This is a genomic window from Brevundimonas sp. ALps5 (genome assembly GCF_058681645.1).
On sequence record NZ_CM178744.1, the window covers coordinates 2,663,627 to 2,689,537 of the forward strand.

The window sequence follows — 25,911 nt, forward strand, 5'->3', positions numbered from 1 at the left end:
ATGGTGAACGCTGTTCGTGGTGGGGCGTTGGGTATCCGCTGCGGAGGGAAGATGGCCAGGCGGACGATCAAGGATATCGAGAAAATCTGGTCCAATGTCGAGGGCGTCAAAAAGCTCTCGGACCGGGCGGTCGGCATCGGCCCGTTCGGCATCGGGCTGGATGGTCTGCTGGCCTTCGTGCCGGGGGTGGGTCTGGCCTATACGGTCGGCGCCGCCGGCTGGCTGCTGATCCAGGCCACGCGCGCCAAGGCCTCGCCCTCGACGATGCTGCAGATGGCGACCTGGCTGGGGCTGGATACGGTCACGACCCTGACGGGCGAGGCCTTCTTCCTGCCGGCCGATGTGGTCGACGTTCTCTTCCCCGGACACCTGCTGGCGGCCAAGGCCCTGCAGAAGGACATCGCCTCCACCCACTGGGTCGAAGGGTCCGAGCGCGACGCCCGGGCCTCGGGTGAGCACGAGCGCCATCTGGAGACGGTGCGTGGCGACAGGTCGCTCAAACGTGTCGTCTATCTGCATGACTGATCGAATTTTTCGACACGCCCCCGCATCCGGGCGAACACTCTCGCCGTAGCTGACGCGACCGGGCGTGCGGGGGCCCACCCCCCGAGCGGTCCTGACAGCCGCGTCCCGGTCAGCGGGGAGACCACAAGAGCCCTTCCAACGGTCTCCCCGCACCCCCTTTCAACGAAATTGCAGACGCCCGATCCGGGCTGCGCGCGCAATTCCCGATCGCAATGCCGTTGATTTCCCGGGTTTGCGCTGACAGCACGGGTCTGAGCCCGCCCGGGTTCGGGCCGCGCCGACACTGATCTCCTCAATCATGGAGATCGGAAATGAGCGACGACCTCAGCGCCCGCCTGGGCCTGCCCTATCTGGCCGCCGGCCAGCTTCAGAAACATGTGACCCTCAATGAGGCCCTGACCCGGCTCGACGCCCTGGTTCAGGCGCGGGCGGTCAGCCGGTCGACGGCGGCCCAGCCGGCCACTCCCGCCGACGGCGCCCTCTACATCCTGCCGGCCTCGCCCACGGGGGCGGTCTGGGTCGGCCGCGCGACCGGCGATCTGATGCGGTTCGAGGCCGGCGCCTGGGCGGCGATCGCCGTTCCCGACGGAACCCTCGTCTGGATCGCCGACGAGGACGTCTTCGTCCTGCGCGACGGGGCGAGCTGGGTGACGCTGGGCCAGAGGCTGGGCGCGGTTCAGGGCCTGACGCGGCTGGGGCTCAACACCACGGCGGACGCGACCAATCCCTTCGCCGCGCGGATCAACAAGGCCCTGTGGACCGCGGTCAACGCGGGCGACGGCGGCGACGGCGATCTGCGCATGACCTTCAACAAGGAGGCGGCGGCCGATGTCCTGTCCCTGCTGTTCCAGAGCAACTGGGGCGGCCGGGCCGAACTGGGCCTGATCGGCGATGACGACCTGACGCTGAAGGTCAGCGCCGACGGTTCGACCTGGCGCACGGCCCTGACGGTGGATCGCTCAACGGGGGCGGCGGCCTTCCCGACCGGCTGCGGTCGGGTGGAGACCACGGTCCTGACCAGCGGCGCGACCTGGACCGTGCCCGCCTGGGCGCGGCGGATCGAGGCCGTCGTCGTGGGCGGCGGCGGGGGCGGGGGCTCGGGCTGCGCGGGGGCATCGGGCGCCAGTCGGTTCGGCGGCGGCGGGGGCGGGGCGGGCGGCGCCTGCACGGCGGCCTGGGCCACAGCCGACCTGGCCTCCACCCTGACCGTCACCGTCGGCGCGGCCGGGACGGCGGGGGCCTCGGTCGCCTCGGGGACCGGCAATACAGGCGGCGCCGGAGGGACCAGCGCCGTGGCCAGCGGCGGCGTCACCCTGCTCAGCGCGCCCGGTGGTTCCGGAGGAACAGGCGGAAGCGCCGCGTCCGGGGCCGGCGGCGCGGGCGGGGCGGGCTTCCCGGCCTCGAACGGCGGCGGGGCGGCCTCGGTCACGGCGACCTCGGCGGCCGGCGCGGCCCTGACCCGGCCGGACGGCTCGGGCGGCGGCGGGGCGGGCGGCGGTCTGGATTCGACCAATACGGTGCGGGCAGGGGGCGCGGGCGGCGCGGGCGGCAGTCTGGCCACCCCGGCGAACGGCGGTGCGGGCGGCAGCGGCGCGGCAGGAACCGCGGGGGCGGCGGCCTCGACGCCCGCACGGTCCTGGGGCGCGGGCGGCGGCGGCGGCGGCGGGGCCTCGACGACGACCGGCTACGCGGGCGCGGCCGGAGGGGCGGCGGCGGGCGGCGGCGGTGGCGGCGCGGGCGTGACCGCCTCGGGCGCCGGCGGGGCAGGGGGCGCGGGCCTGGTCCGGCTGACGGCGATCGGATGACGACCATGTTTCCCGATGTCCCGCCCGAGACCGAGTTGCTCGATCCGGAGACCTTCGAGGCGCCGCGCCGCCTCTCCCGCGACGACCGCGACGCCTGCCTCGGCCCTGACGGCCGGCATCGCGGCCCCCTGACAGACCCCGACAAGGACGACGACCGATGACCGATGCCCGGATTCCGCCGAACCCACCCCAGGTCCCGCCGCCGCTCGCCGAAGGCCGCTGGCTCTGGCGACGGATCTATGTCTTCAGCGTCAGCGCCGGTCTCTGGCTTTTGCTGGCCGGGGTGGTGCGCTCGGCGACGCCCGACGTCCTGCCGCGCATCGCCGACGGGCTGATGGGGCTGATGGGCCTGCTGCTGGTTCTCTACCTCGTCGCCCCGACTGCCCAGCAGCTCATCCAGCTTCTGGCCGAGGTGAAGTTGCGGATAGGCGCGCGTCGGTGATCCCGATCGCTCAGGACCCGGACGGATGCGCTTTCCGGCTGCCTGTCCGTGGACTGATGAAGGCGTTGGCACGGTTTGGCACGGTTTGGCGCCCCGTTTTCACGGCGTCCGGCCATTTCCCCGACCCGCCCCCGGCAAAACCTGCCCGGTTCCCGGCAGTTTTTGCCGTCGTCGTCGCTTTCACCCGGCAGGGCTTGCCGGGTCCGAAGCGTGGTTAAGCGAAAGTACCGTAAGAAAATCAACGACGGTGGGCTTTGGCACGGGTCCGAAGCCGAACGGCGGTGTCTGGCGCGGCCCTTGCTGCGGGTGTCTCCGAGCAAAATGCTCCCGACGGCTAAAATGGCGGTCGGCAACCTTGAAAGAAGGACTTTCGTCATGGCGCTGAACAGCGTGAACACGAACTCGGGCGCCCTCGTCGCCCTGCAGAACCTGAATGCCACGAACAACGAACTGGGCGTCGTCCAGTCGCGTATCAACACCGGCAAGAAGGTCAACTCCGCGAAAGACAACGGCGCTATCTGGGCTATCGCCCAAGGTCAGCGTTCGGAAATCTCGGCTCTGGGCGCCGTCAAGGACTCCCTGTCCCGTGGTTCGTCCGCCGTGGACGTCTCCATCGCTGCCGGCGAGTCGGTCTCCGACCTGCTGGGCCAGCTGAAGGAAAAAGCCCTGGCCGCGACTGACAAGTCGCTGTCGACGGCTTCGCGCAGCGCCCTGAACGAAGACTTCAAGGCGATCCGCGATCAGATCACCACCGTGGTCACCAACGCCAAGTTCAACGGCATCAACCTGCTGGATAACTCCACGGGCACCGCCGGCTACAAGGCGCTCTCGAACACCACCGGTTCGACCATCAAGGTCGCCGGTGAAGACCTCTCGCTGGGCGGCGCCAACGTCACCGTCGCGGCGGCTACCACCATCGGCACCGCGACCCTGGCCACCACGGCCCTGGGTCTGGTCAACGCCTCGATCGACAAGGTCTCCGCCTCCCTGGCTCGCCTGGGCACCGGCGCCAAGTCGCTCGAAACCCATGCTACGTTCGTCGGCAAGCTGTCGGACGCCATGGAAGCCGGCGTTGGCAACCTGGTCGACGCCGACCTCGCCAAGGAAAGCGCTCGTCTGCAGTCGCTGCAAACCAAGCAACAGCTGGGTGTGCAGGCTCTGTCGATCGCCAACCAGTCGACGTCGGTCCTGCTGGGCCTGTTCCGCTAATACTCTCGGAAGGGCGGGGCTTCGGTCCCGCCCGACCTTGACCCTTCATCCTTATCAGGGAGCCGAACAGACCTCGGCCTAGGGAGTCATGGAAACCAATGCGAAGCTGAGTCTTGTAATCCCCGCCCCGGCCGCCGCGCCCGCCGCAGCACCCGGAAGCGAAACCTCCATCGCCAAAGCCTCCAGTGAAATCGAGCAGGCCGCCCAGTACCGGCTGGTGATCGAGGAAGGCCCGACCATCGGGTCGTTCATCTACAAGACCATGGACAGCACCACCGGCGAGATCGTCCGCCAGTTCCCGCGGGAACAGGTCATCCGCATGGCGGAAGCCAGGAAATACGACGCGGGATCGGTGATCGACACCACCGCCTGAGGACCGAAACGGACGCTTCGGCGTCAGGATCGCGACATCGCCTTCGCCACGCAGGGAGCCCCTGACGTGGTTAAAATGCGTGGTTATCGCGCGTTAACCATCCGCTCACTTGTTAACCATAAGCTGCCCGGTACATTTCGGGGCTTTCAAAACGATGAGCAACAGCGTCCTTACCAATTCCGCAGCCGCGATCGCGCTGCAGAACCTGACCACGACCAACAACAAGCTGACGGACGTGCAAGGCCGCATCAGCACCGGGTTGAAGGTCCAGGGGGCCAAGGACAATGCCGCGGTCTGGGCCATTGCCCAGAGCCAGCGCGCCGACGTCGGGGCCCTGGGGGCGGTGAAGTCGAGCCTGGACCGCGCGACCTCGATCGCCGACGTCGCCCGCTCGGCCGGCGAATCGATCTCGGACCTGCTCAATCAGCTCAAGGAAAAGGTCGTCGCGGCCAAGGATCCGTCGCTGAAGACCCAGTCGCGCCAACTGCTGGATGCGGACTTCACGGCCCTGCTGAAGGCGATTCAGTCGGCGGTCGACAACGCCAATTTCGACGGCGGCAACGTTCTGAACGGCTCCCTGCCGACCGGCCTGAAGTTCCTCGCCAACGCCGACGCCAGCGCCTTCGTGACCCTGTCGACCCAGAACCTGAGCCTGTCTGGCTCGATCCTGAGCCTGGGTCTCAACGACACCCTGATGACCCTGACCGGGGCGACCACCGCCCTGAACAAGCTGGATGCCTCGATCACGGCGGTGAACGCCGCACTCGGCGCGCTCGGCTCGCAGGCCAAGCAGATCGAGGCCCACAACACCTTCGTGTCCAAGCTGACGGATACGCTGGAATCGGGCATCGGCAATCTGGTGGACGCCGACCTGGCCAAGGAAAGCGCCCGCCTGCAGGCCCTGCAGGTTCAGCAGCAGCTCGGCGCGCAATCGCTGTCGATCGCGAACCAGTCGCCGCAGGTCATCCTCAAGCTGTTCCAGTAAGACCGGTTCAGCGCTTCGGCTGAGGCGCCCCGATCATCACCGGACCCGGACGGCGGCGCGGCGCATGGGCGCGGTCGCCGAAGCCGTAAAGGGCGAGGAAAGACTGAACCACCGACGGAATGCTCATCCGGACGCTCCAGAATGCGGAGGGCGCGTATGGGGTCGCCGCACAAACGGTCGTCGAACCCTGCTCTCCCGAGACGCCAGAAACGCATGATTCCGTGCCCGGTTCCGAGTCCCTGTTAACGGTCCGTTGCCTCTCCCCTGCGATACTGCCCAGGCGGAGGTTCGTGTGACATCGGTCAACAACGGCTATCTTCTGGGTCTGTTCGGCGGGAGCTACGACGCTTCGAGCGCCGGCGCCCTGACGGCTGCCGTCGCGAAGAAGGCCCAGCCCACCGCCCCCTGGTCCAGCGGCGTCAAGGCCTCGGACCCTTCGGCCCTGGTGCGTTCGGCGCTCGCCGGTCGCAAGATCATCAACGAGAACGCCGCCCAGGTGGACGTGAAGGGGGCTTCCACCGACTACAGGAAGCTGTTCGCCATGTACTCGGGTCTGGAGACCCTGAGCGCCCTGGCCAACCGCGCCTCGAGCAGCGGCCTGACCACCAGCGAGACCGCCCTGCTGCAAAAGCGCTTCGCCTCGGGTCTGGCCGAACTCAGCAGCTATATGACCACCGCCGACCTGGACGGCGTGCGCGTGGTCCAGGGCACGGCGACGTCCCTGTCCAAGACGACGGCCGCCGTGCCGCGCGACAGCGCCATCTCCATCACCGGTCCGGTCCACGAAGGCTCGCTGGACACGCCCGTCGCCGCCTTCCAGGGCGAGACCAAGTTCAACATCACCATCAAGGTGCCGGTCGGGCTCTCCAGCCAGACGACCTCCGTCCCGATCGATCTGTCGAACATGGGCTCGACGCCCCGGACGATGGATAACGTTCTGAGCTACATCAACAAACAGCTCGAGGACGGCGGCTTCCAGACGCGTATCGGGCGCCAGCAGATCAAGGAAGAACCCAAGACGGTCCAGGTGAACGGCAAGGCGGTGACCCTGCCGGCCGGTCCTGACAAATGGGCCCTGGCGATCCGGGGAACCACGACCGAGACCGTGGGCTTCACCGCCGACAAGACTTCGGACGCCGTCTATGTGGTTCAGCAGGCGGGCAATGCCGCGGTGACCACGACGACCACGGTCAACGGCGTCAAGACGACCAAGACCACGGCCGCCTCCACCCTCACCAACCAGATCCTGAAGTTCCAGGTCGACGGCGGCGACGCCCCGGCCCCGACCGAGGGCAATGTCGGCGAGACCCAGTGGGTGGACGGCCGACTGTCGCAGGAAACCCTTCCCGACGGCGTCCAGACGGTGCGCGCCAGCGCCGTCGGCCCGGACGGCTCGCTGTGGATCGTCGCCGACGTCACCGCCGGTCCCGACACCCAGCCGATCAAGGGCGTCCAGGACGTCGCCCTGATGAAGTACGACAGCGCCGGCCGTCTGGTCGCGACGCGGGCTCTGGGCGCCGCTTCGAGCGCCAGCGGCTACGCCCTGGCCATCGACGCCAACGGCAATGTCGCGGTTGCGGGCTCGGTCACGGGCGCGCTCAACACCTCGACCACGGACGCGGGCAAGACGGGCGATGTCGCCGGCGTCGCCGACAGCTTCGTGACCGTCTTCAACAAGGACGGCGAGGAGCAGTGGACCCAGCGGCGCGGCGCGCGCGCGGCGGACGAGGCGACCTCGGTCAGCTTCGGCGCCGACGGCGTCGTCTATGTCGCCGGGCGTTCGAAGTCGGCGATGACCGGCGCGACCTCGGTCGGCGGATGGGACGGCTATGTTCAGGCCTTCAAGGCGGGCGAGCCCTATCCGACCGCCGGCATCGTCTCCAAATCGATCGGGGTCACCCAGTTCGGCACGGGCGGCGACGACAGCGTCGATGCGACCACGGTCGACGGGAACAACCTCTATACTGCGGGGGTCGAGGACGGCCATGCGGTGGTGCGTCAGTTCACCCTGGGCGCCGACGGCGTGCCGACCCTGGCGGCGACGCGCGACCTGGGCCTGATCAGCGGCGACATCGCCGGCATCGCCGTCGCCAACGGCAAGGTCATCCTGACCGGGACCAGCCGCGACAGCGGCCTGTCGGCCGGCACGGCGACCAACGCCAACTCGGGCGGCAAGGACGTCTTCGTCGCCTCCCTGTCGACCAATCTCGCGCCCGCCGCCGGCGATCGGCTGAGCTGGTACGGCACGGCGGGCGAGGACACGGCCGCCGACGTCAAGGTTCATGACGGCAAGGTCTGGATCACCGGCATCACCGGCAAGACCGAGGGCGCAGCCGCGACCGACCCGACCAAGGGCTATCTGGCCCGCCTCGACCCGTCGACCGGGGCGGTCGAATACGAACAGAGCTGGACCGGCGTCGGCGATCAGGCCAAGCCCGCCACCCTGGCCATCGCCTCCAACGGCGCCAGCGTGCTGGACCGGCTGGGCCTGCCCCAGGGTGAGATCGACCAGAGCGATTCCAAATATCTGACCGCCGCCACCTCGCTGCGGGTCGGCGACCGCTTCTATATCAGCCCGCCCGACGGCGGCCGTGCGGCGCCCGTGACCATCGAGGCCAAGGACACCCTGGCGACCCTGGCGCGCAAGATCTCGGTCGCCTCGGGCGGCAAGCTGAAGGTCACTGTCGCCTCCGAAGGCTCCACCGTCACCGGCAAGGATGGCGAGACGACCACCACGACGGGCGGCTTCCAGCGCCTGTCGATCACCGCCAAGGACGGAATCAAGGGCGCCGTCATCACCGCGGGCGAGACGGGCAGGGACGCCCTGGCGGGCCTGGGCTTGTCGGCCGGCTATATCGGCCTGAAGACGGTCGACAAGTCGATCTCGACCTATGGCATGGACCTGCCGTCCAACCTGACCCTCAACGACGCCGCCTCGATCAAGGCCGCGGGCGAGAAGATCCAGACGGCGCTCAAGGCCGTGCGCGACGCCTATCGCGCCCTGGCGCCCGTCGATCCGACGACGACGGCGGCCGGCGGCGCGGTTCCGGCCTATCTGACCAATCAGATCTCCAACTATCAGGCCGCCCTGTCGCGCCTGACCGGCGGCGCCTGATCCTCACTTCTCGGTGGGGCCCGTCTTCCTGGGCCCGTCTCCGGCGCCGCAGCCTGACGGTTGGCGGTTGACCTCAAGGGCGGGGACGGGGTTATTGAGGCTCCGGTCCCCACGAGTGCTCCATGGCGTTTCCCAACGACAATCGAACCATCATCGCGATCGGCGCCGGCCTGGTCGTCGTCGCGGCCGTGGTCATGGGCCTGGTCTTCGCCGGAGGCGGCGACAAAACGCCCGAGGCGCCGCCCGCGTCGAAAGGCGGTCTGAACATCGATCTGGCCGAGGCGCCTGTGCTGGAGACGACGCGCCAGCTGCGCTGCTTCGTCAACGGTCAGTTCGTCGGCATGGCGACCCTGGCCGACTGCGCGCGGCGCAACGGACTGGCCACGGACGCCCTCGATGTCGGTCTGGACGAGACCGGCGCCCTGGCCGCCGCCCCGACCGCCGCCTTCGCCCCGCCGCCGGCCGCCCCGGTCGCCGAGCCGGCTCCGACCGAGTCCCCCATCGCCGCCACGCCCGCCGAGACCCATCCGACGCCCGCCCCGACGGCCGTCGTCAACGGCAGCCCTTGCCTGCGCTACACCGGCAATGAATGGCGCACCGTCTCGACCGGGACGACGCTCGGCCAGTGCGTCCGGGCCCTGTATGAAGGCCAATGCGTGGGCCGTCCCGGCGACGCCCAGTACGGGCGCTGGGGCGACCAGACGCTGCGCCTGGTTCCCCGCCGGGTGGAACAGTCCAGCGATAACAGTCGTTTCCGCGTCTTCGCCGAACAAGACCGCAGCTGCAAATTTCCGGGATTGAACTGATGCGTCTCTCTTCCCTCGCGACGATCGCCGGTGTCATGGCCCCCGTTATGGTTCTGGGCGGCCTTGTGGCCGGCTGCGCCAAGGAGACCAAGGCGCCCTTCGATGACGGCGTCTGCTACAGCGTCGCCCTGCCGGATGCCGGCGAGAAGGCCGAGCCGCGCTTCAACGTCCTGGCGCGCGACCAGTCCCAGATCGAGTTGTGCGCGGCGCGACTGGAAGACATGCGGTTGCGGTTCCTGAGCATGGGCGGATCGCAAACCGAGATCGTCGGCTCTTACCAGGGCCAGTTCATCTTCATCGACCGGGCGGGCGTCTGGTTCGGCAAGACGCTGGAGGGGCCGCGTTTCTTCGCCCTTGCCCGGACCGGCGACGGCCGTCTGGCGACGCCGGGGACGATCGAGCGCGCTCCGGCCCAATAGCCGAGGCCGGCGGCGGCGCGTTCCAGCGGCGCTGAACGTGAACAAAGCTGGAACATCCACAAGCTTTCGTTTAGGATGCGTTAATCGGGCTGGCGTCACGGCTCCGGCGCGCTACGCCGGTCCTCCGACGACGGATCGTCGGAAGACCCATTCAAGCAAGCCGCGATCCCGGTTCGGGCGCGGGGCAGACAACGAGAGACAGCACCATGGCGGGCAGCGTCAACAAGGTCATTCTGGTCGGTAACCTGGGGCGCGACCCCGAAATCCGGTCCATGCCGAACGGCGACCGGATCGCCAACTTCTCCCTGGCCACCTCGGAAACCTGGCGCGACAAGTCCTCGGGCGAGCGCAAGGAAAAGACCGAGTGGCACCGCGTCTCGGTCTTCAACGACAACATCGTCAAGGTCGTTGAAAACTATGTGAAAAAGGGCTCGACGGTCTATGTCGAGGGCTCGCTGCAGACCCGCAAGTGGACCGACAAGGATGGCATCGAGAAATACACCACCGAGATCATCATCGGCCGTTTCAACGGTCAGCTGACCATGCTGGGCGGCCGTGACGGCGGCGGCGCTTCGCAAGGCGGCGGTGGCGGTCGTGGCGACGACGACTATTCGTCGGGCTTCTCCACCGGCGGCGCCAACAAGCCGTCCGGCCCGCGCGAAAGCTACGACCTGAACGACGACATCCCGTTCTAGGGAACGGCCGGTTCAGTTCGGACCTTGCAACGTCGGCTCACGGATTGTGAGCCGACGTTTTGCGTTTTGCGTGCGATAGGCGAGCGGTGACCACGCCCGACAAACCGCACAGCCCGCTGACCCTGCTCGAGATCGCCGCCATCGTGGCGATCATCGTGATCTGGGGCGTGAACAACGCCGGGGCCAAGGTGGCGACCGAACAGATGTCGCCCCTGCTGGTCGGGGCGATCCGCTTCGGCATCGCCAGCCTGTGTCTCGCGGGCTTCATCCGTCCGCCGTTCCCGGACTGGAAGAGCCTGCTGATCATCGTCCTGGTCGGCGGCTCGCTGCAGTACGGCCTCGTCTACACCGCCTACTGGCTGGCCCGGGACGTCAGTCCGGTGACCGTGGCCAACCAGCTGTGGATCCCGTTCACGGCCCTGTTCGCCTTCCTGCTGTTGAAGGAGCGGCTCAGCCGGGCCGCGATGGTCGGCATGGTCGTGGCCTTCGTCGGCGTGGGTTGGATGACGCTGGACGCCCATGCCCTTCAGGACTGGCGCGCCATTCTGGTGGGGATCGCCGCCGCCGCCGCCTGGGCCGTGACCACGGTCGTCGCGCGTCGCACGACCTCCGTCCCGCCGTTGAAGATGCAGGCCATGCTGGCGGTCGGGACCCTGCCGGTCATGGCTTTCGGATCGGCCGTGTTCGAGCACCATCAGATCGAGGCCGTGAAGGCCGCCACGCCCATCGTCTGGATCTCGCTGCTGTGGGCCGGGATCGTGTCGTCGGTCGTGGCGACGACCCTCTTGTTCTGGCTGGTGCAGAGGCGCGAGGCCGGGCGGGTGACGCCCTATCTGCTGGCGACGCCGGTCGTGTCGATCCTGATCGGCTGGGGCCTGATGGGCGACGTCCTGACGCCCCAGATCCTGACCGGCTCGGCCATCGCCATGGCGGGTGTGGCGGTGGTGGCCCTGGCCGAGCGGGGCTTGCGCGCCGGCGCGGCCAAGGCCTGATCCACGGTCTTTAGTGAGCGGTGACGACCACCGGCTCGAACACGCCGCAGGCGATGCGGGCGCCCGCGCCGCCGATCGGCTGGCTGACGTAGTCATCGGCGTTGGCGTGGACGACGAACGACAGGCCGTTGGCGTCGACATAGTCGCTCTCGTGCGCGTCCAGACCCTCCCAGGCCAGGTAGACATCGGCATTGGCCGCGCCATCGGCGGCGGCGAAGACGTTCTGCAGGTCGCCCAGGTCCGGACCGCCGTTCTTGTTGAGCAGGCCGTGCGGGCGCGCCCCCTCGGCGTGGTTCACATGGCCGCCGGCCGAGGTGAAGCCGGGCGCCTCGCAGCTGCCGACGGCGTGCAGGTGGACGGCGTGCCAGCCGGCCGGCCAGCCCTTGCCGGCGACGCGGAAGATCATCCCCTTGGGCCCTTCATAGCCGGTCACCGTGCCGGCGTCTGCGCCGTCCGCCGTCTTCAGCGAGGCGATGACCACGGCCTGCGGCGGCGGGGCGGGAGCGGGCGCGGGGGCGGTCGCGGGCGCCGAGGTCTGAGCCGGGGCGGTCCCGGCGATGGAGGCGGCGGCGAGAGTGAGTGCGAGGGCCAGAGCAGGGGAGTGCGCGCGCATGGAATCTTCCTTTCACGGACGACGTCGAAACCGGCGTAAACTTTGCCTCCGGACGCCACGGATGCTAGAAAACCGGACAGCGGATCACGTTCCGATTCCGGCCATTTAAAGCCTAAACTCCTTGACCGACGACAGCTACGAAAACGCCGCACCTCCTCCGGGATCTGGCGGTGGTTCCGACATTTCGACCATCACGATCGAGGACGAGCTGAAACGCTCCTACCTCGACTACGCTATGAGCGTGATCGTCAGCCGCGCCCTGCCGGACGCGCGCGACGGCCTGAAGCCGGTGCACCGTCGCATCCTCTATTCGATGCACGACCTGAACATGACGCCCGAGCGGTCGTACTCGAAGTGCGCGCGCGTCGTCGGTGACGTGCTCGGTCGCTTCCACCCGCACGGCGACGCCTCGGTCTATATGGCCCTGGTCCGCATGGCCCAGCCGTTCTCCATGGGTCTGATGCTGGTCGATGGTCAGGGCAATTTCGGCTCGGTTGACGGCGATATGCCGGCCTCGATGCGGTACACGGAAGCGCGCATGGCGCCGGCCGCCGTGGCCCTGCTGGCCGACATCGACAAGGACACGGTCGATTTCCAGCCGAACTACGACGAGAAGGAGCTGGAGCCGGTCGTCCTGCCGTCGCGGATCCCGAACCTGCTGGTCAACGGCGCGGGCGGCATCGCCGTCGGCATGGCGACGAACATCCCGCCGCATAATCTGGGCGAGATCGTCGACGCGGCCGTGGCCCTGCTGGACGATCCGAACATCTCCGACGACGCCATTCTGGACATCGTGCCCGGTCCCGACTTCCCGACCGGCGGCGAGATCATGGGCCGCACCGCCCCGCGCAATGCGCTGCGCGACGGCCGCGGCTCGGTCATCGTGCGCGGCAAGGCCTCGATCGAGACGATCCGCAAGGATCGCGAGGCTATCGTCGTCACCGAGCTGCCTTATCAGGTCAACAAACAGACCCTGATCGAACGCATCGCCGAAATGGTCCGCGAGAAGCGGATCGAGGGCATCTCCGACGTCCGCGACGAATCCGACCGTCAGGGCATGCGGATGGTGATCGAGCTGAAGCGCGACGCCTCGGGCGATGTGATCCTGAACCAGCTGTGGCGCTACACCGCCATGCAGTCGTCGTTCGGCGTCAACATGCTGGCCCTGAACCATGGCCGTCCCGAGCAGATGGGCCTGCGCCAGCTGCTGGAAGCCTTCCTCGAGTTCCGTGAGGAAGTCGTGGTCCGCCGGGTCAAGTTCGAACTGGCCAAGGCCCGCGACCGTGGCCACGTCCTGGTCGGTCTGGCCGTCGCCGTCGCCAATATCGACGAGGTCATCCACATCATCCGCTCGTCGGCCGATCCGGCCGAGGCGCGCCAGCGGCTGCAAGCCAAGTCCTGGCCCGTGGGCGACATGATCGCCCTGGTCGAGCTGATCGCCGATCCGCGCTCGATGCTGATCGACGGCGACAAGCTGAACCTGACCGACGAACAGGCCCGCGCCATCCTGGCCCTGACCCTGTCGCGTCTGACCGGCCTGGGCCGCGACGACATCTTCGGCGAGGCGCGTGGCCTGGCCGACACCATCCAGGGCCACCTGACCATCCTGTCGGACCGCGCCAACATCCTGGCCATCATCCGCGAGGACCTGCTGGCGGTGAAGGACGAGTTCGCCGTGCCGCGCCGCACCCTGATCGGGGAGGGCGACGCCGAGATGGAGGACGAGGACCTGATCCCGCGCGAGGACATGGTCGTCACCGTCACCCATGGCGGCTACGTCAAACGCGTAGCCCTGAACGCCTATCGGACCCAGCATCGCGGCGGCAAGGGCAAGTCCGGCATGACGATGAAGGATGAGGACGCCATCACCGGCGTCTTCTCCGCCTCGACCCACACGCCGGTGCTGTTCTTCGCCACCAACGGCAAGGCCTACAAGCTCAAGGTCTGGCGCCTGCCGCTGGGCGGGCCGACCTCGCGCGGCAAGGCCTTCGTCAACCTGCTGCCGATCGAGCCGGGCGATTCGATCATGAACGTCCTGCCGCTGCCCGAGGACGAGGCGACCTGGGGCGACTACGACATCATGTTCGCCACCAAGTCGGGCGACGTGCGCCGCAACAAGCTGTCCGACTTCGCCACGGTCAACCGCGCCGGCAAGCTGGCCATGAAGCTGGAAGACGACGACCACATGGTCGGGGTCGCCCTGTGCACGGCCGAGGACGACGTCCTGCTGACCACCGCGCTCGGCCGCGCCATCCGCTTCAAGGCCGACGACGTCCGCGTCTTCAAGGGCCGGGATTCGACCGGCGTTCGTGGCGTCCGGCTTCAGGACGGCGACGAGGTCATCTCCATGGCCGTGCTCGGCCGCGTCGATGCGACGCCGGAAGAGCGCGCCGCCTACGTCAAACACTCGAACGCCATGCGCAAGGCGGCGTCGGGCGAAGGCGACGATGAAACCACCGTGGTCGAGGCCGATGACGAAGCGGTCGGCGACGCCGTCCTCAGCGTCGAACGCATCGCCGAACTGGGCGCGGCGGAGCAGTTCATCCTGACCGTCACCGACACCGGCTTCGGCAAGCGCTCCTCGGCCTACGAATACCGCCGCACCGGCCGGGGCGGGCAGGGGCTGACAGCCCATGGCCTCGGCGGCCGTGCGGGCCTGCGCCTGACCGCCGCCTTCCCGGTGGAGGAGACGGACGAGCTGCTGATGGTCACCTCCAGCGGCCAGATGATCCGGACACGGGTCGGTCAGGTCCGTGTGGTCGGCCGCTCCAGCCAGGGCGTCACCATCTTCAAGACCGCCGAGGGCGAGCGCGTCGTCTCGGTCGAACGTCTGGCCGAAACGCCGGGCGACGATGATGCGGGCGATGTCGGTGAAGAGGGTGGCGAGGCTTAATCCTCCCCCATCGGGGGAGGGGAACCACGAAGTGGTGGAGGGGGCTCGCCCCGGACGCCGCCTGTGGGTTGAGCCCCCTCCGTCACGGCGCGAAGAGCGCCGCGCCACCTCCCCCGACGGGGGAGGATCGTGATGATCCTCATCGACGGCGAACCCGCCTCGGCCGACGACCTGACCTATCTCGCGACGGTCAACTACGGCGCCTACACCTCGTTCCGCGTCGAAGCCGGCGCGGCGCGGGGGCTGGGCCGGCATCTGGCGCGGCTGCGCCTGTCGTCCATCGCCCTGTTCGACGAGCCGGTGGATGAGGGGCGGCTGCGCGAACTGATGCGTATCGCCGTCTCGGACCGTGACGCCTGCTGGCTGAGGATCAGTCTGTTTTCTCCGGATATCGGAGCCCGCAAGCCGTCATGGCGGGGCGTCCCCAAGGTCATGACCTCGGCGTCGCCGTTGCCTCCGCCGCTGGCGACCTGGGTGAACCTCGACGTCCAGACCCATGTGCGCCGGTTGCCGGAGATCAAGTCGGTCGGCCTCCACGACCTGATCCACGCTCGCCGAATGGCTCAGGACGCCGGTTTCGACGACGCCCTGTTCGTCGATGGGGCAGGCCTGATCTCGGAGGGCAGCCTCTGGAACATCGGCTTCGTGAAGGGCGACCGCGTGATCTGGCCACAGGCCCCGATGCTGGCGGGCGTGACCCAGGCCCTGATCGAGCAGGGGCTGGCCAGCGTCGGCCTGAGGTCGGAGACGCGGCCCGTCCACCTGTCCGATCTTGCGGACCTTGATCAGGCCTTCATTTGCAACAGCGCCACGCCCGCCTGCGCCGTGAAATCCATCGGCGATCACGCCTTCAATAGCGATCCAGCCCTGATCGAACGTCTGGAAGCGGCCTGGGCGTCGAACCCTCCGGAAGCGATCTAGACCCTACGGCCCGACGTCGTTGGCCACGGCGGCGCCGTCATCCACCGGCACCGGCAGGTTGACGGCGATGCCCAGGGCCTCGGCCAGCTTCTGGTCGCGCTTGTAGACGTCCTCGCGGAAGGCCACGCGCTGCTGACCGTCGACGAAGGCGGTCCAGTAGAGCAGGCGCACGGTGATCTCGCGGCCGGTCTGGATGCGCTGGGTCTCGCGGGTCTGCTGGGCCGTGTCGAACTCGGCCAGACGCATCGGATCGGGCGACAGCAGGAGGCGCGCGAACTCGACCGCGCCCTGAACCCGGACGCAGCCGTGCGAACGCTGGCGGGTGGCCAGGTCGAAGGCGCCCTTGGCCGGGGTGTCGTGCAGGAAGATGGCGTAGCTGTCGCGCAGCTCGAACTTCACATAGCCAAGCGCGGCCTGCGGTCCGGCGCGCTGGATCACCTGGCCGTTGGAAATATACATGTCCCGGGCGGCCAGATAGGCCGGGCCCTGGGGCAGGATCTCGCGCCGCGCGATCCCGGCCGGGACGTACCAGGGCGGGTTGGCTACGACCGAGGCGAAGGGCTTTTCGAGGCTGGGGGTCTGGTTCTCGGCCGAGCCGACGACGACGCGGTTGGAGTGAACCGGACGGCCGTCCTTCCAGTAGACCATGATGGCGGCGGCGGTGTTGACCTCGATTCGCTCCGGATTGAGCTCGCGCTTCAGCCAGCGGCGGCGTTCCAGGTTCAGGGCGATCTGGCGGGCGCGGTCGTCGGACGAGGCGCCGAGCGAGCGTTGGGTGCCGGTGCCGATGCGGGCGTCGGGCAGCAGGCCGTGGCGCTGCTGGAAGCCGCGCACCGCCGCTTGAAGTTCGTCACCATAGGTCAGGCCCTGGGCCTTCAGGCGCGCACCGTCGGCGGCGCTGAGGTCGCCCTCGGCCACCAGACGGTCGATCAGGACCGGGATGCGCACGTCGCTCATCCCCGGTTCGATGCCGGCGCCCTGGGCGAAGGCCGGCCAGCCGCCGGCGCGGCTCAGGCGGCGATAGCGCAGATAGCCGTTCGACAGGTTGGTATAGCCGATGTCGGTCGGGGGCAGGCCGTCGAACCACTGCGGCAGCTGGTTCTGGGCCAGGGCGTTGTTCAGGCCGGTCGGCAGGTCGACGCGGTTCTTGCCCATCTCCCACAGGTCCTCGACGTCCTCGGGCCGGACGCGGCCTTCGGACAGGACGCGGGCATAGGTCAGGGCGGCGGTGGTGGTGCGCACATCGCTGGAGGCTGGATCGGCGGCCAGTCCCACGAAGTCGAAGAAGTCGCTGGACGCCAGGCCGTGGTTCTCGGACTTGCGCGCGACCGCGTTCAGGGCCTGGACCTGGGCCGGGGTCCAGACGGCCTTCCAGCCGTTGGCCGTGTAGAAGGCGCGGACATCATCCTGGATGTTGGCGGGCAGGCGGGCGATCTGGGGCGTGAAGACGGCCTGGCCACTGGGCGCCACGGCCGGCTGGGCCGGACGGGAACGGCGGAACTGGGCGGCCTGCGCTGACCCCGCAGCAGAGACCATCGCCGCTGTCGCGATGCCGAAGCCCAATTCCCGTCGATTCATCTCAGTCCGCTCTAGATCGGTCCGTCGCCCCAAAGACGCCGAACGCACTGATGTTACCGGGGTTCAACGCAAACAAAAAGCGCCGGTCGCAGGACCGGCGCCTTTCGTGATCCCAAAAGCGCAGTCTCCGAAAACCGGAGTGCGCTGTGGAACCGGCTTACTTCTTGATGAAGCCGCCGAACTTGTTGTTGAAGCGCGAAACGCGGCCGCCGCGGTCCAGCATCTGCTGGTTGCCGCCGGTCCAGGCCGGGTGGGTCGAGGGGTCGATGTCCAGGTTCAGCACGTCGCCTTCCTTGCCGTAGGTCGAACGCGTTTGATACGTCGTGCCGTTCGTCAGGGTGACGGTGATGAAGTGGTAGTCGGGGTGCGTATCCGCTTTCATGGTCGTTCGGCCTCTGGCGCGATGACGATGCCGACCGTCGGTGCGCATAAATGAGAAAACCCGCCGTGTCGGGCGGGAATGAGCGGCGGCGTTTACACCGTGGGGCGTTCCGGGGCAAGAGGCGGCCATGACCGACGTTTCGCCGACCAACAGCCCCGCCGACGTTCAGGGACGCCCCGGGGCGGGCGCCCTGCTGGTCGAACAGCTGGGCGAGGCCGGGTCGCGCCGACAGAAGCGCAAGGACATCCGTCCGCTGGGCCGGTTGCTGCCCTATCTGGGCAAGCACAAACTCGACGCCCTGTTCGCCCTGTTCTGGCTGCTGGCCTCGACCGGGGCCTCGCTGGCCCTGACCGCCACCGCGCGCGGCGCGATCGATCAGGGATTCGCCGACGGCGGCTCGCACATCAATCGCTGGTTCCTGCTGCTGGGCGCCAACGCCCTGGTCCTGGGGGGCGCGACCGCCGTCCGATATTTCTATGTGACCAAGACCGGCGAGCGGATCATCGCCGACGTCCGCACGGCCCTGTTCGGCCGCATCCTGACGCTGGACCCCTCCTTCTATGCGAAGATGCGCACCGGCGAGGTGCTCAGCCGCCTGACCACGGACATCGCCCTGGTCGAGACGCTTCTGACCACCTCGGTCTCCTTCGCGCTTCGGAACTTCCTGACCCTGGTCGGCGGCATCGGCATGCTGTTCGTGGTCAGTCCCAAGCTGACGGGGCTGGTGCTGCTGATCGCCCCGGTCCTGTTGGGGCCCGTCTTCCTGTTCGGACGCACGGTCAGGAAGCTGACCGTGGCGTCGCAGGACCGGTTCGCCAACGCCGTCGGGTTCGCGGGCGAGAGCGTCGACGCGATCGAGACGGTGCAGGCCTTTGGCCGCGTCGGCTCGGCCATCGCCCGCTTCGGCGCGGCGGTTGAGGCGGCCTTCGCCGTCTCCCTGACCCGGATCAAGGCCCGGGCCCTGATGACCGCCCTGGTCATCGTGGTCATGTTCGGCGGCGTCACCCTGGTGCTCTGGCTGGGCGCGCAGGACGTGGTCCGGGGCGCCATGTCGCCGGGCGCCCTGCTGCAGTTCGTCCTGCTGTCGGTCTTCGTCGCCGGGGCCGTGGGCGCGCTCGGCGAAAGCTGGGGCGATGTCCAGAAGGCCGCCGGGGCCATGGAGCGGATCGACGAACTGATGCGCGCCACGCCCGACATCGCAGCGCCTGAAAAGCCCGTCGCCCTGCCCAGCCCGCCGCGCGGCGAGGTGTCGATGTCGGCAGTGGCCTTCGCCTATCCGGGCCGCCCCGACCTGCCGGCGCTGAAGGGCTTCTCCCTGACCGTCCGGCCCGGCGAGACCGTGGCTCTCGTCGGCCCGTCGGGCGCGGGCAAGTCGACCGTCTTCCGCCTGCTGCTGCGCTTCTATGATCCGCAGGCGGGCATGGTGTCGGTGGACGGCGTCGATGTGCGCGCCGCCGATCCGACGGCGGTCCGCGACCGCTTCGCCTGGGTCTCGCAGGAGGCGCCGCTCTTCTCCGGCTCGGCGCTGGAGAACATTCAGTTCGGTCGCGAGGACGCCACGGAGGAAGAGGCCCGCGCCGTCGCCGCCGAGGCCCAGGCCCTGACCTTCATCGACGCCCTGCCGGAAGGCTTCGCCACGCCGCTCGGCGAACGCGGCAAGAGCCTGTCGGGCGGTCAGCGCCAGCGTCTGGCCATCGCCCGCGCCCTGGTTCGCGACGCCCCGATCCTGCTGCTGGACGAAGCGACCAGCGCGCTCGACGCCGAGAACGAACGTCTGGTGCAGGTGGCGCTGGATCAGGCGATGGAGAGCCGCACCACCCTGGTCATCGCCCACCGCCTGGCCACCGTGCTCCGCGCAGATCGCATCGTGGTCATGGAAGATGGCCAGGTGGCGGAGGAGGGAACGCACGCCGAGCTGGTGGCCAGGGGGGGGCTCTATGCCCGGCTGGCGAAGCTGCAGTTCCGCGCGGATTGACGGCTTACGCCTTCACCCACACGGGTGAGCGGGCTAGAAGCCCGGCATGACCCAGCCTCACGCACTCTCCGGCCTCGGCACCGTCGCCGCCGACTATGACGTCCTGCTGTGCGACATCTGGGGGGTGATCCACAACGGCCGCGAGAGCTGGCCCGAGGCCTGCGAGGCCCTGGCCCGGTTCAACCGCGAGGGCGGGACGGTGGTGCTGATCTCCAACTCCCCGCGTCCGACGCCGGGCGTGGTGGTCCAGCTGGACCAGCTGAACGTGCCGCGCGAGAGCTGGAAGGCCATCGTCACCTCCGGCGACGCCACCCGCTTCGAGCTGGGCAAGCGCGCCCCCGGACCGGCCTGGATCATCGGCCCCGATCGCGACGCCCCCCTCTATGAAGGCCTGGGTCTGGAGCGGGCGGAGAGCGCCGAGGACGCCGCCTTCGTCTCCGTCACCGGCCCGACCGACGACGAGGTCGAGACGCCCGAGGACTACCGCGAACGCTTCGCCCCCGCCGCGGCCCGCGATCTGGAAATGATCTGCGCCAACCCGGACCGGGTCGTGCAGCGCGGCGACCGGATCATCTACTGCGGCGGGTCGCTGGCCGATCTCTACGAATCCATGGGCGGGCGGGTGACCATGGCCGGCAAGCCCTATGGCCCGATCTACGCCCTGGCCCTGACCGAGGCGGAACAGCTGCTGGGCCGTCCGGTCGATCGCTCGCGCGTGCTCTGCATCGGCGACGGCGTGGTCACCGACGTCATGGGCGCCAACCAGCAGGGGCTGGACTGCCTGTTCATCGCGCAAGGGATCCACGGCGACGCGGCGCGCGGCGACGACGGCAAGCTGGACCCGGCCAAGGCCGCCGATCTGCTCAAGGCCGAGACCACCTATGCCCGATATGCCGCGCTCGACCTCGTCTGGTAGGTTCGGCCTCGCCAAATCGTCGCACCGGCGCTAACACCGTCCGATGGTTGAACTGGTTCAGAAGCATCCGTCGGGGGGCTATATCCTCGACGAACTCCACGTTGGCATGACGGCCGAGAAGGCTGTCGAGGTCACCGAAGCCCGCATCGCGCAATTCGCCGAGGCCTCGGACGACTTCAATCCCGTGCATATGGACGAGGCCTTCGCGTCCAAGACCGCCTATCGCGGCCGGATCGCCCACGGCCTGCTGTCGGCGTCGTTCGGCTCGGCGGTGGTCGGCACCATCCTGCCGGGCGCGGGCGCCATCTACCTGACCCAGACCCTGGCCTTCCACAAGCCGGTCCGCATCGGCGACGTGGTCATCGCCCGTATCACCGTCTCGGCGGTGGACGAGGTCTCGGCCCGCGTCACCCTGCGCTGCGAAGGCTATGTCGGCGACGAGCCGATCATGGACGGCGAGGCCACCGTCCGGGTCCCGCGCCGGCGTCGTCCCGCCAAGGGCTGATGACCATCGAGGTCTTCCGCGGCTGGCGCGACCTGCCGGAAACGGCGAAGGGCGCAGCCGTCGCCGTCGGCGCCTTCGACGGCGTGCATCGCGGCCATCAGGCGGTGATCGCTGCCGCGCGTCAGGCGGCGGACGCTATCGGCGCGCCCCTCGCCGTCGTCAGTTTCGATCCCCATCCGCGCCGCTGGTTTCAGCCCGAGGCCGCGCCCTTCCGCCTGATGAGCCCCGGCCAGATGGCGCGGGCGCTGGAGCCTCTGGGCGTCGACCGTCTCTATCTGCTGCCCTTCGACGGCGAGATGGCGGCCATGACCGACGTCGAGTTCGCGCGCCGGGTTCTGGCGGACGGTCTCGGCATCCGCCACGCGGCGGTGGGCTTCGACTTCACCTTCGGCCGCGGCCGCTCTGGCTCTCCAGAGGCGCTGCGGACCTATGGCGAGACCCTGGGTTTCACCGTTTCGACGACCGAACGCATCGATGATCCGCACGGGCTGAAGCTGTCGTCCAGCGCGGTGCGCGAGGCGCTCAAGGCCGGGGACATGGCTCGCGCCGCCGCCATCCTGGGCCGCCCCTTCGCCATCGAGGGCGAGGTCATCCACGGCGACAAGCGCGGCCGAACCATCGGCGTGCCCACGGCCAATGTCGCGCTCGGCGACTACATGCGCCCGGCCTACGGGGTCTATGCGACCCGCACCCGCCTGCCGGATGGACGCGTCATCGACGGCGTCGCCAATCTGGGCGTCCGTCCGATGTTCGAGATCGAGACCCCGCTGCTGGAGGTCTGGCTGTTCGACTTCGCCGAAGACCTCTACGGCCAGACCGTCGAGACCGAACTGGTCGCCTTCCTGCGCGGCGAGCTCAATTTCGATAGCCTCGACGCGCTGAAGGTTCAGATCGACGCGGACGCGGACGCGGCGAAGGCGATCCTGAGGGGCTGAGCCTCAGCCCCCCGCCTTTTCGATCACCTTGATGGTCGCGTCCTTGAGGGACTTGCCGTCGGCGTCGATGACGTCGTCGACCTTCCAGTTGATGCCTTCACGGACCAGCTTCAGCGTCTGATGGGTCGTCTGGCCGGCGTTGGTGAAAACCACGGCGGCGGTGGCGTCGTTCACCCCGCTCTTGGTCACGGCCAGGCTGTCGAGGGTGAAGGCGCCCTGGTCCTGACAGCCGCACAGGATGTCGTAGTTGACGGTGGGAACCTCGCCCTTCGCCACTCGCACGTCGGCGCCGAGGGTGGCGTTCAGCATGCGCGAATAGATCGGGTCCTGGCCGGCGGCGGGCGGCGGCTCCTTGGGTCCGCCCGCGACATAGACGGCATAGATGGCGCGCACGAAGGGCTCGGGGCCTTCGCCGGCGGCTTCGTAGATTGCGGGTCGGCCCGGGGCCATGCTCGCGGAGGCCGGAGCAGCGGGCGCCTCGGCCTTCTTTTCCGGCTCGGAGCAGGCGGCCAGCAGGGCCAGGGCGGCGGCGGGAAGCAGGAGAAGGGCGCGCATGATTTCCTCGGGGGCGGTTGCGGCGCCTCAACGGCGCTCTTGAAGCGCACGCTACGCTTTTCCCCTGCGCTGTCACCTGTTACACCGCCCGGCATGGACGTCCGCCTGATCATTCCGGCCCGGATTAGCCGCCCGGCGTAGCGCCGACGGGGCTCTCGCCCCCGCGCACGCCGGGTTTGAAGCTTTTCGCCTGCGTCCCCTTGCCTGATCCGAGACTCCGAATGTCCGATACGCCTGCTGAATCCACCGCCGAATCCACTTCCGGATCTGGCCGCGACTACCGCGAAACCGTCTTCCTGCCGGAAACCCCGTTCCCGATGCGCGGCGGCCTGCCGCAGAAGGAGCCGCTGATCATCGAGCAGTGGGGCGACCTCTACGGGACCCTGCGCGCCGAGCGCCAAAAGCAGAAGGCGCCGCTCTACGTCCTGCACGACGGTCCGCCCTATGCGAACGGTGACATCCACATCGGTCACGCCCTGAACAAGACGCTGAAGGACTTCGTGGTCCGCTCGCGCTTCCTGCTGGGCTACGACGTCGACTACGTCCCCGGCTGGGACTGCCACGGCCTGCCGATCGAATGGAAGATCGAGGAGGAGTTCCGTTCGAAGGGCCGCCGCAAGGATGAGGTCTCCAAGGAGGAGTTCCGCCGCGCCTGCCGCGCCTATGCCGGCAAATACATCGACCTGCAGAAAGAGCAGTTCAAGCGCCTCGGCATCACCGGCGACTTCGCCAATCGCTACGCCACCATGGACTTCACCTCCGAGGCGGCCATCGTCGCGGAGTTCCACAAGTTCAAGAACTCGGGCCAGCTCTATCGCGGCTCCAAGCCGGTGATGTGGTCGCCGGTCGAGCGCACCGCCCTGGCCGACGCCGAGATCGAGTATCACGACCACGTCTCGCCGACGATCTGGGTCAAGTTCCCGGTCATCGCGGCCTCGGACGACCACGCCGACGACCTGCTGAGCTTCCGCAACGCCACCCCATCGATCGTCATCTGGACGACCACGCCCTGGACCATCCCGGCAAACCGCGCGATCAGCTACGGCCCCGAGATCGCCTATGGCCTGTATGAGGTCACGGCCATGGAGACCGGGCTGGAGTTCGAGCCCTGGGCCAGGCCGGGCGACCGCCTGATCGTCGCCGACAAGCTGGCCGAGGAGGTGTTCAAGGCCGCCAAGATCGCCTCCTGGACCCGCGTTGACGACATCAACCCGTCGGGTCTCGAGTGCGCCCACCCGCTGGCGGCGCTGGATCCGGGCTATGGCTTCTCCGTGCCCCTGCTCAGCGGCGACCACGTCACCGACGACGCCGGTACGGGCTTCGTCCACACCGCGCCGGGCCACGGCGCGGACGACTTCGAGGTCTGGAAGGCCCACGGTCATCACGAGGTGCCGGACACGGTCGATCCCGACGGCGCCTACTATCCGACCGTGCCCCTGTTCGCGGGTCTCAAGGTGCTGGAGACCGAGGGCAAGAAGACCGGCAAGTTCGGTCCGGCCAACGGCGCGGTGATGGAGAAGCTGATCGAGGCCGGGACCCTGCTGGCCCGCGGTCGGCTGGAGCATTCCTATCCGCACAGCTGGCGGTCCAAGGCGCCGGTCATCTTCCGCAACACGCCGCAGTGGTTCATCCGCATGGATCAGCCGCTGGACGCCGCCGCCAGCAACGGCGCGACCCTGCGCGAGATCGCCCTGGCCTCCATCGACCAGACCGCCTTCCACCCGGCCTCTGGCAGGAACCGCATCCGCTCGATGGTCGAGGGCCGGCCCGACTGGCTGGTCAGCCGCCAGCGCGCCTGGGGCACGCCCCTGGCGATGTTCATCGACAAGCAGACGGGCCAGCCCCTGCATGATCCGGAAGTCGACGCCCGCATCGTCAAGGCCGTTGCCGAAGGCGGCGCCGACGTCTGGTTCACCGCCCCGGACGAGGACTTCCTCGGCGCCCACGATCCGGCCCGGTTCGAGAAGGTCGAGGACATCCTCGACGTCTGGTTCGATTCGGGTTCGACCCACGCCTTCACCATCGACCCGCGCACGGCCGAGAGCGGCTATACGGGCGACCGCCCGTCGCACTGGCCGGCGGACCTCTATCTGGAAGGTTCGGACCAGCACCGCGGCTGGTTCCAGTCGTCCCTGCTGGAAGGCTCGGGCACGCGCGGCCGGGCGCCCTTCGAGGCGGTCCTGACCCACGGCTTCACCCTCGACGAGAAGGGGGAGAAGATGTCCAAGTCCAAGGGCAACACCACCGATCCCTTGACCATCATCAAGGAGAGCGGCGCCGACATCCTGCGCCTCTGGGTCGCCCTGGTGGACTATTCGGACGACCAGCGGATCGGGAAGCAGATCCTCCAGACCACGGTCGACGCCTATCGCAAGCTGCGCAACACCGTCCGCTATCTGCTGGGCGCCCTGGCCGACTTCGACGAGGCCGAGCGCCTGCCGCTTGAGCAGATGCCGCCGCTTGAAAAGTTCATCCTGCATCGTCTGCACGAGCTGGATGGCCAGGTCCGCAAGGCCTATGGCGAATACCGCTTCCAGGACGTGGTGCGGCCGGTGCTGGAGTTCTGCTCCAACGACCTGTCGGCCCTCTACTTCGATGTCCGCAAGGACAGCCTCTATTGCGACCGGCCCGACAGCATCCGCCGTCGCGCCTGCCGCACGGTGATGGACGAGGTCTTCGCCCGCCTGACCGCCTGGCTGGCCCCGCTGACGCCCTTCACCATGGAGGAGGCCTGGCAGACCCGTTTCCCGGGTTCGCAGACCAACTGCGCCCGGGTGATCCCCGAGACGCCGGACAGCTGGAAGAACGAAGCCGAGGCGGCGCGTTGGGCGGCGGTCAAGCGTATCCTCGAGCAGGTGACTGCGGCGATCGAGACGGCCCGGAGCGAGAAGGTTATCGGCGGGGCGATCGACGCGGCTGTTTACCTGCAGGCCGGTGAGCTTTCGCTTGCGAGCTTCGAGGTCGATGGCCAGAGCAGGGACGAGTTTGCGGCCGAAGTCTTCCGGACCTCTCAAGCCTTCCTGAGTGATGGACCGCTTGGAGATGTTCTCGACAAGAACCCGGCGAAGTATCCGCAAATCCGCGTGGAGGCCTTGACGACCCCCAAATGCGCCCGCTCGTGGCGGCGTGTTCCGGATGTGGGTTCGGATGCGGCCTATCCCGAGCTCAGCGCCCGCGACGCCGATGCGGTCCGCTACTGGGACGAGCGGCACGTCGGCTGAGCCGGATGCATCGCTGAAAGCAAAACCGGCCCGGAGCGCATGCTCCGGGCC

At 68.6% G+C, this 25,911-nt stretch carries 22 protein-coding genes and 2 pseudogenes; 20 read left to right on the forward strand and 4 right to left on the reverse strand.

The features are described 5' to 3' along the window. Nucleotides 1-51: 51 nt before the first annotated feature. The 12 genes from ACW172_RS12810 (at nucleotide 52) to ACW172_RS12865 (ending at nucleotide 11,366) form a co-directional block, all read left to right on the forward strand. Entirely contained in the window at nucleotides 52-525 is a 474-nt protein-coding gene (locus ACW172_RS12810; RefSeq protein WP_492031828.1) for a DUF4112 domain-containing protein, read from the forward strand. A gap of 311 nt (nucleotides 526-836) precedes the next feature. Then, nucleotides 837-2,330 (forward strand): DUF2793 domain-containing protein, encoded by a 1,494-nt coding sequence (locus ACW172_RS12815; protein WP_492031829.1) that lies wholly within the window; start codon nucleotides 837-839, stop codon nucleotides 2,328-2,330. A 5-nt stretch (nucleotides 2,331-2,335) separates the two neighbouring features. Then, nucleotides 2,336-2,491, forward strand: coding sequence for a hypothetical protein (locus ACW172_RS12820; RefSeq protein ID WP_492031830.1), 156 nt, complete (start codon nucleotides 2,336-2,338; stop codon nucleotides 2,489-2,491). Beyond that, nucleotides 2,488-2,772, forward strand: a complete 285-nt coding sequence (locus tag ACW172_RS12825) for a hypothetical protein (protein WP_492031831.1) — start codon at nucleotides 2,488-2,490, stop codon at nucleotides 2,770-2,772. Before ACW172_RS12820 ends, ACW172_RS12825 begins: the two co-directional genes overlap by 4 nt. Nucleotides 2,773-3,147: 375 nt before the next feature. Continuing rightward, nucleotides 3,148-3,981, forward strand: a complete 834-nt coding sequence (locus tag ACW172_RS12830) for a flagellin (protein ID WP_492031832.1) — start codon at nucleotides 3,148-3,150, stop codon at nucleotides 3,979-3,981. An 88-nt stretch (nucleotides 3,982-4,069) separates the two neighbouring features. After that, entirely contained in the window at nucleotides 4,070-4,354 is a 285-nt protein-coding gene (locus tag ACW172_RS12835; RefSeq protein ID WP_492031833.1) for a flagellar protein FlaG, read from the forward strand. 154 nt (nucleotides 4,355-4,508) lie between these two features. Further along, entirely contained in the window at nucleotides 4,509-5,339 is an 831-nt protein-coding gene (locus ACW172_RS12840) for a flagellin (RefSeq protein WP_492031834.1), read from the forward strand. Nucleotides 5,340-5,631: 292 nt separating this feature from the next. Further along, nucleotides 5,632-8,454, forward strand: coding sequence for an NHL repeat-containing protein (locus tag ACW172_RS12845; RefSeq protein WP_492031835.1), 2,823 nt, complete (start codon nucleotides 5,632-5,634; stop codon nucleotides 8,452-8,454). 122 nt (nucleotides 8,455-8,576) lie between these two features. Then, nucleotides 8,577-9,260 (forward strand): hypothetical protein, encoded by a 684-nt coding sequence (locus ACW172_RS12850; RefSeq protein ID WP_492031836.1) that lies wholly within the window; start codon nucleotides 8,577-8,579, stop codon nucleotides 9,258-9,260. Continuing rightward, nucleotides 9,260-9,679, forward strand: a complete 420-nt coding sequence (locus ACW172_RS12855) for a hypothetical protein (RefSeq protein ID WP_492031837.1) — start codon at nucleotides 9,260-9,262, stop codon at nucleotides 9,677-9,679. Before ACW172_RS12850 ends, ACW172_RS12855 begins: the two co-directional genes overlap by 1 nt. A gap of 206 nt (nucleotides 9,680-9,885) precedes the next feature. Then, nucleotides 9,886-10,374 (forward strand): single-stranded DNA-binding protein, encoded by a 489-nt coding sequence (gene ssb, locus ACW172_RS12860; protein ID WP_492031838.1) that lies wholly within the window; start codon nucleotides 9,886-9,888, stop codon nucleotides 10,372-10,374. Between the two features lie 86 nt (nucleotides 10,375-10,460). Further along, nucleotides 10,461-11,366, forward strand: a complete 906-nt coding sequence (locus tag ACW172_RS12865) for a DMT family transporter (protein WP_492031839.1) — start codon at nucleotides 10,461-10,463, stop codon at nucleotides 11,364-11,366. A gap of 10 nt (nucleotides 11,367-11,376) precedes the next feature. On the opposite strand, the gene ACW172_RS12870 is transcribed toward ACW172_RS12865, so the two are convergent. Further along, nucleotides 11,377-11,979, reverse strand: a complete 603-nt coding sequence (locus tag ACW172_RS12870) for a superoxide dismutase family protein (RefSeq protein ID WP_492031840.1) — start codon at nucleotides 11,977-11,979, stop codon at nucleotides 11,377-11,379. A gap of 121 nt (nucleotides 11,980-12,100) precedes the next feature. Here ACW172_RS12870 and gyrA point away from each other — a divergent pair, with 121 nt between their 5' ends. Together gyrA and ACW172_RS12880 are read left to right on the forward strand one after the other, a co-directional pair. Then, entirely contained in the window at nucleotides 12,101-14,872 is a 2,772-nt protein-coding gene (gyrA, locus tag ACW172_RS12875) for a DNA gyrase subunit A (RefSeq protein ID WP_492031841.1), read from the forward strand. A gap of 132 nt (nucleotides 14,873-15,004) precedes the next feature. Beyond that, entirely contained in the window at nucleotides 15,005-15,793 is a 789-nt protein-coding gene (locus tag ACW172_RS12880; protein WP_492031842.1) for an aminotransferase class IV, read from the forward strand. Between the two features lie 3 nt (nucleotides 15,794-15,796). Here ACW172_RS12880 and ACW172_RS12885 read toward each other — a convergent pair whose 3' ends face one another. Further along, nucleotides 15,797-17,371 carry a L,D-transpeptidase family protein gene (locus ACW172_RS12885; protein WP_492031843.1) on the reverse strand — a complete coding sequence of 525 codons (1,575 nt, stop codon included), beginning with the start codon at nucleotides 17,369-17,371 and terminating at the stop codon, nucleotides 15,797-15,799. A 157-nt stretch (nucleotides 17,372-17,528) separates the two neighbouring features. Continuing rightward, nucleotides 17,529-17,753, reverse strand: a complete 225-nt coding sequence (gene rpmE / locus ACW172_RS12890; protein WP_271085924.1) for a 50S ribosomal protein L31 — start codon at nucleotides 17,751-17,753, stop codon at nucleotides 17,529-17,531. A gap of 127 nt (nucleotides 17,754-17,880) precedes the next feature. Here rpmE and ACW172_RS12895 point away from each other — a divergent pair, with 127 nt between their 5' ends. Genes ACW172_RS12895 through ACW172_RS12910 form a run of 4 tightly spaced genes read left to right on the forward strand, consistent with a single transcriptional unit; the run spans nucleotide 17,881 to nucleotide 22,084 of the window. Further along, nucleotides 17,881-19,728, forward strand: coding sequence for an ABC transporter transmembrane domain-containing protein (locus ACW172_RS12895; RefSeq protein WP_492031844.1), 1,848 nt, complete (start codon nucleotides 17,881-17,883; stop codon nucleotides 19,726-19,728). Between the two features lie 46 nt (nucleotides 19,729-19,774). Further along, nucleotides 19,775-20,644 (forward strand): TIGR01459 family HAD-type hydrolase, encoded by an 870-nt coding sequence (locus ACW172_RS12900; protein WP_492031845.1) that lies wholly within the window; start codon nucleotides 19,775-19,777, stop codon nucleotides 20,642-20,644. A 43-nt stretch (nucleotides 20,645-20,687) separates the two neighbouring features. Continuing rightward, a complete protein-coding gene (locus ACW172_RS12905; protein ID WP_492031846.1) occupies nucleotides 20,688-21,149 on the forward strand; it encodes a MaoC family dehydratase in 462 nt (153 codons plus the stop codon). Beyond that, on the forward strand, nucleotides 21,149-22,084 hold the full coding sequence (locus tag ACW172_RS12910) for a bifunctional riboflavin kinase/FAD synthetase (RefSeq protein WP_492031847.1): 936 nt from the start codon (nucleotides 21,149-21,151) through the stop codon (nucleotides 22,082-22,084). The genes ACW172_RS12905 and ACW172_RS12910 overlap by 1 nt, the downstream gene beginning before the upstream one ends. Nucleotides 22,085-22,087: 3 nt before the next feature. Here ACW172_RS12910 and ACW172_RS12915 read toward each other — a convergent pair whose 3' ends face one another. After that, on the reverse strand, nucleotides 22,088-22,639 hold the full coding sequence (locus ACW172_RS12915) for a DUF3828 domain-containing protein (protein WP_492031848.1): 552 nt from the start codon (nucleotides 22,637-22,639) through the stop codon (nucleotides 22,088-22,090). Between the two features lie 221 nt (nucleotides 22,640-22,860). Here ACW172_RS12915 and ileS point away from each other — a divergent pair. Both ileS and ACW172_RS12925 read left to right on the forward strand, forming a co-directional pair. After that, nucleotides 22,861-25,666 (forward strand): annotated as a pseudogene (gene ileS / locus ACW172_RS12920) (isoleucine--tRNA ligase); the annotation flags it as partial. Between the two features lie 74 nt (nucleotides 25,667-25,740). Then, nucleotides 25,741-25,860: pseudogene (locus ACW172_RS12925) on the forward strand (hypothetical protein); the annotation flags it as partial. Nucleotides 25,861-25,911 lie beyond the last annotated feature (51 nt).

Excerpts from the sequence above, each read along its gene's own strand:
- ACW172_RS12810 (WP_492031828.1), top strand. The coding sequence starts at position 52 with ATGGCCAGGCGGACGATCAAGGATATCGAGAAAATCTGGTCCAATGTC.
- ACW172_RS12815 (WP_492031829.1), top strand. The coding sequence starts at position 837 with ATGAGCGACGACCTCAGCGCCCGCCTGGGCCTGCCCTATCTGGCCGCC.
- ACW172_RS12820 (WP_492031830.1), top strand. The coding sequence starts at position 2,336 with ATGTTTCCCGATGTCCCGCCCGAGACCGAGTTGCTCGATCCGGAGACC.
- ACW172_RS12825 (WP_492031831.1), top strand. The coding sequence starts at position 2,488 with ATGACCGATGCCCGGATTCCGCCGAACCCACCCCAGGTCCCGCCGCCG.
- ACW172_RS12830 (WP_492031832.1), top strand. The coding sequence starts at position 3,148 with ATGGCGCTGAACAGCGTGAACACGAACTCGGGCGCCCTCGTCGCCCTG.
- ACW172_RS12835 (WP_492031833.1), top strand. The coding sequence starts at position 4,070 with ATGGAAACCAATGCGAAGCTGAGTCTTGTAATCCCCGCCCCGGCCGCC.
- ACW172_RS12840 (WP_492031834.1), top strand. The coding sequence starts at position 4,509 with ATGAGCAACAGCGTCCTTACCAATTCCGCAGCCGCGATCGCGCTGCAG.
- ACW172_RS12850 (WP_492031836.1), top strand. The coding sequence starts at position 8,577 with ATGGCGTTTCCCAACGACAATCGAACCATCATCGCGATCGGCGCCGGC.
- ACW172_RS12855 (WP_492031837.1), top strand. The coding sequence starts at position 9,260 with ATGCGTCTCTCTTCCCTCGCGACGATCGCCGGTGTCATGGCCCCCGTT.
- ssb (WP_492031838.1), top strand. The coding sequence starts at position 9,886 with ATGGCGGGCAGCGTCAACAAGGTCATTCTGGTCGGTAACCTGGGGCGC.
- ACW172_RS12870 (WP_492031840.1), bottom strand. The coding sequence starts at position 11,979 with ATGCGCGCGCACTCCCCTGCTCTGGCCCTCGCACTCACTCTCGCCGCC.
- ACW172_RS12880 (WP_492031842.1), top strand. The coding sequence starts at position 15,005 with ATGATCCTCATCGACGGCGAACCCGCCTCGGCCGACGACCTGACCTAT.
- ACW172_RS12885 (WP_492031843.1), bottom strand. The coding sequence starts at position 17,371 with ATGAATCGACGGGAATTGGGCTTCGGCATCGCGACAGCGGCGATGGTC.
- rpmE (WP_271085924.1), bottom strand. The coding sequence starts at position 17,753 with ATGAAAGCGGATACGCACCCCGACTACCACTTCATCACCGTCACCCTG.
- ACW172_RS12895 (WP_492031844.1), top strand. The coding sequence starts at position 17,881 with ATGACCGACGTTTCGCCGACCAACAGCCCCGCCGACGTTCAGGGACGC.
- ACW172_RS12900 (WP_492031845.1), top strand. The coding sequence starts at position 19,775 with ATGACCCAGCCTCACGCACTCTCCGGCCTCGGCACCGTCGCCGCCGAC.
- ACW172_RS12905 (WP_492031846.1), top strand. The coding sequence starts at position 20,688 with ATGGTTGAACTGGTTCAGAAGCATCCGTCGGGGGGCTATATCCTCGAC.
- ACW172_RS12910 (WP_492031847.1), top strand. The coding sequence starts at position 21,149 with ATGACCATCGAGGTCTTCCGCGGCTGGCGCGACCTGCCGGAAACGGCG.
- ACW172_RS12915 (WP_492031848.1), bottom strand. The coding sequence starts at position 22,639 with ATGCGCGCCCTTCTCCTGCTTCCCGCCGCCGCCCTGGCCCTGCTGGCC.